Below are 1317 nucleotides of genomic sequence, written 5' to 3'. Positions count from 1 at the left end.
CCTGGCGCTGCTTTAGCTGCCGGTAGCCACTATAACCCGAACCAAGCCCCTCATCATGGTACTCCAACCACTGGCCATTTAGGCGATCTACCTGTTTTAGTTGTCGATAATACAGGTGTTGCAACAACTGCCGTAATCGCACCTCGATTAAAACTTGCTGATATTCAGGGTCGAGCGATTATGATCCATGCGGGTGGTGACAATTATTCAGACTCACCTCAACCTCTTGGCGGTGGCGGAGCACGAATTGCGTGTGGCGTGATTAAATAATTTATGTATTTTTTAAATTGTGGGTATCTAAAAAGATATCCACAATTCTGTTAATTTATTGATCGTTACAACTTGGTTTAAGTCTAATAAAATCTAAAAAAATGACTGACTTTTGTAGATAAAAAGAATAATATTTTTGAAGTAATAAAAATTTAAAGTTACATAGTGCTTCCTCACGTATTCTCTAATTTAGAACAAAAGCCGTGAATTATCTGACCCAAATATTTAATAGCTTTAAGACGAACTCTATTTTAATTTATTGCCTGCAAATTCTGATTGTACTCACTGGCACAACTTTAGGTTTGCTTTGGCTAGGCTATAATCAACTCATTGTTCCTGTAACCTTAGGCGCAATTGCAGCAGCATTGACAGACTTTGATGATCGTTTAAGTATTCGATTACGCAACTTGATCTATGTCTGCCTGCTCTTTTTTACAGTCAGTAGTATTCTTGGCTTTTTAGCTCCTTACAAAATTTTCTTTATTTTATATCTCTCTATCTCAAGCGCTTTTTTCATATTACTAGGCGCCTTAGGGCAACGTTATGCCACGATTTCTTTTGGCACGATTCTGCTCTCTATTTATAGTATGTTCGGTTTAGGCGAATACGCACATTGGTATCAACAACCTACTTATTTTGTTTATGGTGCTCTGTGGTACGGTTTAACTTCTATTTTATTTTTTATTATTAAACCGACACTTCCCTTACAAGATAAGCTCTCACAAATTTTTAAAGAAATTTCTGTTCTACTACAAGCAAAAGCTCGTTTGTTTGATCCGGACAATAAAGAGAATGTTGAGCAGCTTTTATATGAATTATCTCTACAAAATACGCAAGTTGCCCAAAGCCTCAATCAAATACGCAGTTCTCTACTTACTCGGCTCAAAGCTTCCAGAGTCAGTAATAAAAGTATCTATTGGCTAAACCTATATTTTTTCGCACGAGATATTCACGAGCAAGCCACTTCAAATTATTTACATTACGAACATATTCAACAGAATTTTAGCCGTAGTGATCTTACATAACGGGCTTGGCTATTTATTAGGT

Annotated in this window: 1 protein-coding gene and 1 pseudogene; both read left to right on the top strand. The window is 36.7% G+C overall.

From position 1 onward, the window contains the following. A partial coding sequence (locus tag J536_RS24435) for a superoxide dismutase family protein (protein WP_032064288.1) occupies positions 1–270 on the top strand: 270 nt, incomplete at its 5' end. 203 nt (positions 271–473) lie between these two features. Next, a pseudogene (locus J536_RS24430) lies at positions 474–1289 on the top strand (FUSC family membrane protein); the annotation flags it as partial. Positions 1290–1317: the final 28 nt, after the last annotated feature.

Origin of the sequence: Acinetobacter sp. 809848 (genome assembly GCF_000581275.1) — a bacterium.
Lineage (GTDB): Bacteria > Pseudomonadota > Gammaproteobacteria > Pseudomonadales > Moraxellaceae > Acinetobacter > Acinetobacter pittii.
The sequence above is the reverse complement of the archived record's forward strand: the minus strand, read 5'-3'. Positions and strand labels throughout refer to the sequence as shown.